Raw genomic sequence first — 6,984 nt, 5'->3', positions numbered from 1 at the left:
CACATTCCCCCCACCAGCCCCATATTGTTAGGAGTTCTTAGTGATCATCTGCTCGACCCGGTCATCCGTGATCAACCGGGGCCGCCCGGGACGCGGTTCGTCCGAGAGGCCCTCCAGCCGCTCGATCAGGAACCGCGACCGCCACTTGGAGACCATGTCCCGGGAGACACCCAGATTCGCGGCAGCCTGCCCGATCGGGCCGCCTTCGGCGGCACCGCAACACAATCCGTGCTCGCGCCGCCAGCGCTGTCTTCCGCCGCCGGCTTCAGCCCAGCAGAACCTGCCGCTCCTCCTCCGACAGCACGACCGGGACAACCTTCGGGCTCGGCCCACCACGCCATACCAACTGCAGTCGAACTAACGACTCACAACACTAGGAGAGCCTCAAAGCTCGGCGGTGAGGAACTGAGCCCGACCATGTGCGAACGACCAGTCAGCCGCTGAATTCTCCGTGATCGAGACCATCAGGTCTGACGTGGGAAGATCGCAATCACGACCAAGGTTCTCGGCGAGAAGACGGTATAGACGTGTCTTCTGATCATCAGTCCGCTTCCTGCTGACGATGTGCACGATCACCACCGCATCAGTGCGATCGATGCCTAGGCCAGTGTCCTGGATGACCAGTTCACCTGGGCGATGCTGGGTGAGCACCTGATACCGGTCGCGGCTGGGCACCTCGAAGGCCTCGACTACGGCGTTGTGGATGGCCTCGAGCAAGGCTTCGAGCTCTTGCTGTGACCGCCGGTCGAAGACGTCGATATAGATCAGAGGCACGAGTGAATCCTTCTGGGCTGGGTCGGTAGTTGGCGGTCAGGTCAGGGTCGGCATTGCAAAGTCGGCAGTCGACAGCACGTCGCCGGGCCAGCGCGTCGTTGCGGTCTTGTATCGGGTGTAGAACCGCACACCCTCCGGGCCATGGATGTGGTGGTCGCCGAACAACGAGCGTTTCCACCCGCCGAACGAGTGGAACGCCATGGGCACGGGAATCGGGATGTTGACACCGACCATGCCGGCCTTCACGTTGCTCACGTAGTGGCGTGCGGCGTTGCCGTCACGAGTGAAGATGGCGCTTCCGTTGCCGAACTCGTGCGCGTTGACCAGCTCGAGTGCTTCGCTGAATGACTCCGTGCGTATCATGATGAGGACCGGTCCGAAGATCTCCTCACGGTAGATCGTCATGTCCGGCGTAGCGTGATCGAACAACGAGCCGCCGATGAAGAACCCGTCGCTGTCGTCGGCGGTGAAACCGCGCCCGTCGACGACGAGTTCGGCGCCCTCTTGAACCCCGGTGTCCAAGTAGCCGGCGACCTTCGCGCGATGATCTGCACTGATCAGAGGGCCCATTTCGATGCCGTCGACGAGACCATCACCGATCCGTAGCTTGGCCAGCGCTGCGATCAACTTCTCGCGCAGGGCGTTTGCGACTCGCTCGCCCACTGGAACCACGACGGAGATGGCCATGCAGCGCTCGCCCGCGGAGCCGTAGGCGGCGCCCATCAGAGCGTTGACCGTCTGGTCGAGATTCGCATCGGGCATGACCACCATGTGGTTCTTCGCACCGCCCAACGCCTGCACCCGTTTACCCGCTCCGGTGGCACGGCGGTGTACGTACTCGGCGACGGGAGTCGAGCCCACGAAGCTGACCGCTTCGATCTCGGGGTGGTCGAGTAGCGCGTCAACGGCGGTCTTGGCTCCGTGGACGACGTTGAACACCCCGTCGGGTAAGCCGGCTTCGGCGAGCAAAGTCGCCAGCTCGACTGACAGCGTCGGGTCCTTCTCGGAAGGTTTCATGATGAACGTGTTCCCGCACGCGATGGCGACTGGGAACATCCACATCGGAACCATTGCGGGGAAGTTGAAGGGCGAGATCCCGGCCACGACCCCGAGCGGTTGCCGGAACGAGACCCCGTCAATGGCCCGCCCCACATTCTCAGTGAACTCGCCCTTGAGCTGCTGGGGGATGCCACACGCGAACTCGACGACCTCGAGTCCGCGGGTCAGCTCGCCCTTCGCATCGGAGAAGACCTTTCCATGCTCACGGGTGATGATCTCAGCGAGCCGGTCGAGGTCACGCTCGACCAGTTCTCGGAATTTGAACAGGACGCGCGCTCGCACGTGTGGCGGCGTCTTCGACCACTTCGCGAATGCGCCGGCGGCCGCAGCGACAGCTTCTTCGACGTCGCTCGTGGTGCCGATCGCGACCAGTCCGGTCACCTCACCGGTGGCGGGGTTGTAAACCGGAGCCCGATCGTCCGAGTTTCCCGTGCTGACCTTGCCGTTGACAAAATGGTCGATGTAAGCAGGCTGGGCTGTGGTCATGGTGTGCGAACTCCTTGGTCTTGTGAGGTGGGGCCCGCCGGCCCGGAGGTCGTGAACTCGCGCCCGGTGAGCACCCGGACACTCATCTCGGCGTACTTGTCGGGGTCGGCTGGTCGCTTGGCTGTCACCGTTCCGGCGATCCCGAGGAGGAAGGACAGCGGGATCGTGACGATCCCCGGGTTTGACAGCGGGAACCAGGCGAAGTCCGCATGCGGCAGCATCGCGTCTGCCCGGCCGGATACAGCGGGCGAAAAGACGATCAGCAGGACTGTCGAGAGGAGGCCGCCATACATGCTCCACAGCGCGCCGCGAGTGTTGAATCGACGCCAGAACAGGCTGTACAGGATTGGTGGCAGGTTCGCCGATGCTGCGACCGCGAACGCGAGGGAGACCAGAAATGCCGTGTTCTGGCCGTTGGCGAGAATGCCGAGCAGGATCGCGATCACTCCGATAGTTACTGCGGCGTAGCGGGATACACGAACCTGTTGCTGTTCGGAGACTTTGCCCTTCTTCAGGACGCCGGCGTAAAGGTCGTGCGCCACGCAGGCCGACGCGGTGATCGTAAGGCCAGCGACCACTGCCAGGATCGTCGCGAAGGCCACTGCGGCGATTATGCCGAGCAACACGACTCCACCGAGTTGCAAAGCGACCAAAGGCGCGGCGGAGTTCTGGCCGCCAGGTGCGCCGAGTATCCGGTCCGGGCCGACCATCGCGGCCGCGCCGTACCCGAGTACGAGTGTCATGAGGTAGAAGGCGCCGATGATTCCGATCGCCCACACAACGGACTTCCGAGCTTCTCGGGCGGTAGGGACCGTGTAGAAGCGCATCAGTACGTGCGGAAGGCCCGCTGTGCCGAGTACCAGGGCCATGGCAAGAGAGATGAGGTTCAGTTTCGACATGGTTGTGGTGCCGTACTCAGCTCCGGGCGCGAGCACGTCGCGGTGCGCAACGGCCACGTTGCTCGAGTTGCTGATCGCGTGTTGGGCAGACCGCAACAGTGCGGACACATCGAAGTGATAGCGCGCCAGGATCCAAGCGGTTATTCCCACCACGCCGCACACCAGCAAGACTGCTTTGATGATCTGAACCCAGGTGGTGCCGCGCATCCCGCCGAGCACGACGTAGGAGATCATCAGCAAACCCACGACCGCGATCACGATGGACTGGTGGGTGCGGTCCGTGATGTCGAGCAGCAGGGCGACCAGCCCGCCAGCGCCGGTCATCTGCGACAGCAGGTACAGCAGGGAGACAGTGAGTGTCGTCAACGCAGTCGCAATCCGAACGGGACGTTGCCGTAGCCGGAAGCTGAGGACATCGGCCAGCGTGAAGCGGCCAGTGTTGCGAATGGCCTCGGCCACCACGAGCAGCGCCACCAGCCACGACACGATGAACCCGATCGAGTACAGGAACCCGTCATAGCCGTAGACGGCAACCGCACCGGCAATGCCTAGGAAGCTCGCCGCCGACAGGTAGTCCCCGGACATCGCGATGCCGTTCTGCATCCCGGAGAACGACCCTCCGCCGGTGTAGAAGTCCGCAGCCTTTGTGCGCTTCCGTCCCACCACCAGGACGATCGCTAGCGTGACGACCACGAACGCAGTGAAGATTCCGATGTTGATGGCGGGATTACCGATTCTCGAGGCTCCCGCAAGCGTGGTCACGATGCGGTCCCTTCGTCCGTGACTCGGACCTGAGCTACGAGTACGGCCAGCTTGCGGTTGGTGAAGCGCACGTAGAGCCCGGTGATGATGAACGTCGAGATGAACTGCGCCAGACCTAACAGCAGTCCGATGTTGATTGTCCCGAACACAGGTGTGGCCATGAGATCACTCGCGAACATGCCGAGGACGACATAGAGTCCGTACCAGGCAAGGAAGAAGATCGTGGCGAGGCGGACGAACCGGTTCAAGCTTCTCTTCGCGCGGCGGAAGTCCGGACCGCGCTCGATCCACGCGTAGACATTGCTCGAGTCCGGATCGATGTCCGGTTCGGGGTCGAATTTGAGGTGCATGGGGTCACCTGGCTTCACGTCGTTGTGTCGGCCTGCGGCCGGGCAGGATGGGGAGGGCAGGGCTAGCTGGCTGTAGCGCTCTCGAACGAGCGGAGTCGGTCCCTGAGCTCGTTGGGGAGGCTCTGCATCCAGACATCTTCCTGGCCGTGAACAGGGAGAACGTGGCCGAACTCGACCATTTCTGCCGCGCCGAGCTCGTTGAGATAGACCCACACGTGCTGTGGATCGATCCCGGTCGCCGCGCACACGTTCTCGCGTATCCCGAGGACGAGGGCGTTCTTGGCTTCGGGGGTGCGCCCGTCTCGGATGTGGCCGTACACCCACACCGTGCGGTGGTCCGCGGGCTGGCCACCGATGAAATGACTGGCCGCGGAAACGTCCTGGAACACGAGCTGTGTGAACGACAGCGGCGCACCAGTGGCTTCGGTGTGGATCGCGGTGATACGTGTGGCGAGATCCGCGCGCTGCTCGGCTGAGAGCGTGCCTGGCTGGCTGAAGCAAAGATACGTCGGCATGGTGCCCCTTTCACGCTGTCGGTACCGCTGGCTGTTCGCTTCTCGCACTGGTCGAATGCGCTAAGTGACAACGCGGTCACGGTCGACAGTCAGACTCGACTGGCCTATCGTGCACATATGTGCACGATAGGCATATTTGTGTCCGAGTCGAGAGTTGTCAAGGGTTGGTTGTGTGGCAATGCTTCGGCCCGCGGCAGGAGGGGGGAGATGTGTTAGCGTCGGATGAGGTGACGATGACGACCGAGACTCCGACCGTCCCGGGGACGGCAGCAGCCGAAGGTGACGCGACCGCACGGATCGTTCCGTCGGTGGCGAAGGCTGTGCGCGTGCTCGAGACTCTTGCCGAATCGCGCGAGCCACTGGGGCTGGCGGACCTGGCCCGTCGCCTGGCGTTGCCGAAGAGCACAGTCAAGACTCTGTGCACAACCCTGGTCCAAACACGGATGGCGCGACGCGTGCAATCGGGGTCATACGAGTTGGGTCCACACGTGGTCGATCTCTCGCGGGCCTACCTCGCCAAGATCGAACTGACAACGGAATTTGCGCGCATCTGCGACGCGGTCCCTGAGCTCGCCGTCCACACTCTTGCGCTGTCAGTCCTGGACGGTCGTGATGTGGTGTACGTGGCCCGAAGGCCCGGTCGCCAGCCGTTGGGGCTGGACTATCGCCTCGGCATGCGGTTTCCGGCGACGTGCGCGGCAGGCGGGAAGGCCCTGCTGAGCCATCTGTCGACAGACGAAGTCGATCGGCTTTTTCCTGGGCCTGAGCTGCCCACCCTCACGCCTCACAGCATTACGACCGTCGATGCCCTGCATGACGAGTTGGGTCGGACGAGGTGCTTCGGATACGCCGTCGATGACGAGGAATCCGCTACAGGGCTGTATTCGTTCGGCGCGGCCGTTGCGGACTTTGACGGTGACGGCGCGTCGGCCGCGATCACGGCCAGTGCACCCAAGGGCGCGTTAGGCCCACCGGCCAATCTCGCTCCCGAGCGGGTGGTCGAGCTGGCTCGGCTGCTGTCTGAGCGCATGGGCGGCCCGGCGTCGCCTCGTGGTCTCGCGGGGCAGGTGCGGATCTGGGGGCGTGCGGCGGTCCGCGTCGGAGACCGACTGCCGGCACTTACGCTTCCTTCTACCTCGGGCCGCCTTGTCGACCTTGGGGCCGTGGCTCGTGACCGGCCGGTGGTCCTGTTCTTCTACCCGGGAGATCGTGAAGGTCTTCGCTATCCCGAGCTCGCCGGCTGTACGACGCAAGCTCGGGCGTTCCGGGACTGCGCTGGTGCCATTGCCTCCTTTGGTGCCGAGCTGTTCGGGGTCAGTCTGCAATCCACGCCGAGGCAGCGTGAGTTCATCGACCGAGAGCAGCTGCCTTTCGAGTTGCTGAGCGATCAAGGTCGTGAGCTGGTCGGTGCGCTGGGGATTCCGCTGTGGATGTCTCGGCTCGGAGAGGACTACCCGGCCCGCACCACCCTGGTTGTCGGCCGAGGCGGGTCGGTCACAGCTGTGCTCGAGAACGTGCCGGCACAAGGTCACGCGGCAGGTGCGCTGAATGCCCTGGAAGACGGCTGAGGGCGTGGGATCTCGACTGCCCGATCCCACGCCCTCGAGTTGCCGCTCGTCCACCGTCAGCTGACGCCTTCCAGCTCCCGCTGTAAGGGATTGGGGTTGGAGCTCCTGCGCCGCCGGAAGTTGATCAAAACCACGCCCGCGATGCTGATCGCGCCGCCAAGCAATTCGACGAGGCCTGGGATCTCGCCGAGCCAGACAAAGGCGACAGCAACTGCGACGACGGGCACTAGATAGAGTGCGGCGGTCGCGACTGTGACGCTGTAGCGCGCAACGCCGTAGCCCCAGAGGACGAAGCCCAGCGCCGACGGAAGCAAGCCCAAGAAGACGATCGACATTGTTGACGATACGGGTGCGCTGAGCAGTCCGTGGACCGCCATGGGCGCCAGGGGTGCCAGGAAGATTGTGCCCGCCCACATGGCATAGCACGCGACTTCGAGGCCGGTGTAGCGACGAAGCAGCGGCTTACTGCAGAAATGATACGTGCCCTGCGCCACTGAACCGACCAGTAGGATCCACGCCGAGGTGGAGTAGTGAGGTTCACCCCGGGTCGTGGACACCGAGTTAGCAGGAT

At 63.6% G+C, this 6,984-nt stretch carries 8 protein-coding genes; 1 reads left to right on the top strand and 7 read right to left on the bottom strand.

Translation table 11 applies throughout. The annotated features are described in order from the left end of the window. Positions 1 to 27 precede the first annotated feature (27 nt). The 6 genes from EIZ44_RS46220 to EIZ44_RS44170 form a co-directional block, all read right to left on the bottom strand. Positions 28 to 333 (bottom strand): helix-turn-helix domain-containing protein, encoded by a 306-nt coding sequence (locus EIZ44_RS46220; protein WP_369127033.1) that lies wholly within the window; start codon positions 331 to 333, stop codon positions 28 to 30. A 51-nt stretch (positions 334 to 384) separates the two neighbouring features. Then, positions 385 to 774: a tautomerase family protein gene (locus EIZ44_RS44190; protein ID WP_134734593.1), complete on the bottom strand. Its 390-nt coding sequence runs from the start codon at positions 772 to 774 to the stop codon at positions 385 to 387. A gap of 36 nt (positions 775 to 810) precedes the next feature. Beyond that, positions 811 to 2,319, bottom strand: coding sequence for a CoA-acylating methylmalonate-semialdehyde dehydrogenase (locus EIZ44_RS44185; protein WP_134734592.1), 1,509 nt, complete (start codon positions 2,317 to 2,319; stop codon positions 811 to 813). Continuing rightward, entirely contained in the window at positions 2,316 to 3,980 is a 1,665-nt protein-coding gene (locus EIZ44_RS44180) for a monocarboxylic acid transporter (protein ID WP_134734591.1), read from the bottom strand. The genes EIZ44_RS44185 and EIZ44_RS44180 overlap by 4 nt, the downstream gene beginning before the upstream one ends. Then, positions 3,977 to 4,330, bottom strand: coding sequence for a DUF485 domain-containing protein (locus EIZ44_RS44175; protein ID WP_134734590.1), 354 nt, complete (start codon positions 4,328 to 4,330; stop codon positions 3,977 to 3,979). Before EIZ44_RS44175 ends, EIZ44_RS44180 begins: the two co-directional genes overlap by 4 nt. Positions 4,331 to 4,392: 62 nt before the next feature. After that, positions 4,393 to 4,845, bottom strand: coding sequence for a tautomerase family protein (locus EIZ44_RS44170; protein ID WP_134734589.1), 453 nt, complete (start codon positions 4,843 to 4,845; stop codon positions 4,393 to 4,395). 233 nt (positions 4,846 to 5,078) lie between these two features. On the opposite strand from EIZ44_RS44170, the gene EIZ44_RS44165 reads away from it, so the two are divergent. Then, entirely contained in the window at positions 5,079 to 6,413 is a 1,335-nt protein-coding gene (locus tag EIZ44_RS44165; RefSeq protein ID WP_240691575.1) for an IclR family transcriptional regulator domain-containing protein, read from the top strand. Between the two features lie 56 nt (positions 6,414 to 6,469). Here EIZ44_RS44165 and EIZ44_RS44160 read toward each other — a convergent pair. Then, positions 6,470 to 6,984: DMT family transporter (locus EIZ44_RS44160; protein WP_134734587.1), on the bottom strand; the 515-nt coding region annotated here is incomplete at its 5' end.

Source organism: Amycolatopsis nivea, from assembly GCF_004522235.1.
Classification (GTDB): Bacteria; Actinomycetota; Actinomycetes; order Mycobacteriales; family Pseudonocardiaceae; genus Amycolatopsis; species Amycolatopsis nivea.
Note: the sequence above shows the minus strand (reverse complement) of the source record. Positions and strands in the feature narration are given on the sequence as shown.

What these genes read in the sequence shown, in the direction of transcription:
- EIZ44_RS44185 (WP_134734592.1), bottom strand. Translation starts at nt 2,319, where the DNA reads ATGACCACAGCCCAGCCTGCTTACATCGACCATTTTGTCAACGGCAAG.
- EIZ44_RS44175 (WP_134734590.1), bottom strand. Translation starts at nt 4,330, where the DNA reads ATGCACCTCAAATTCGACCCCGAACCGGACATCGATCCGGACTCGAGC.
- EIZ44_RS44170 (WP_134734589.1), bottom strand. Translation starts at nt 4,845, where the DNA reads ATGCCGACGTATCTTTGCTTCAGCCAGCCAGGCACGCTCTCAGCCGAG.
- EIZ44_RS44165 (WP_240691575.1), top strand. Translation starts at nt 5,079, where the DNA reads ATGACGACCGAGACTCCGACCGTCCCGGGGACGGCAGCAGCCGAAGGT.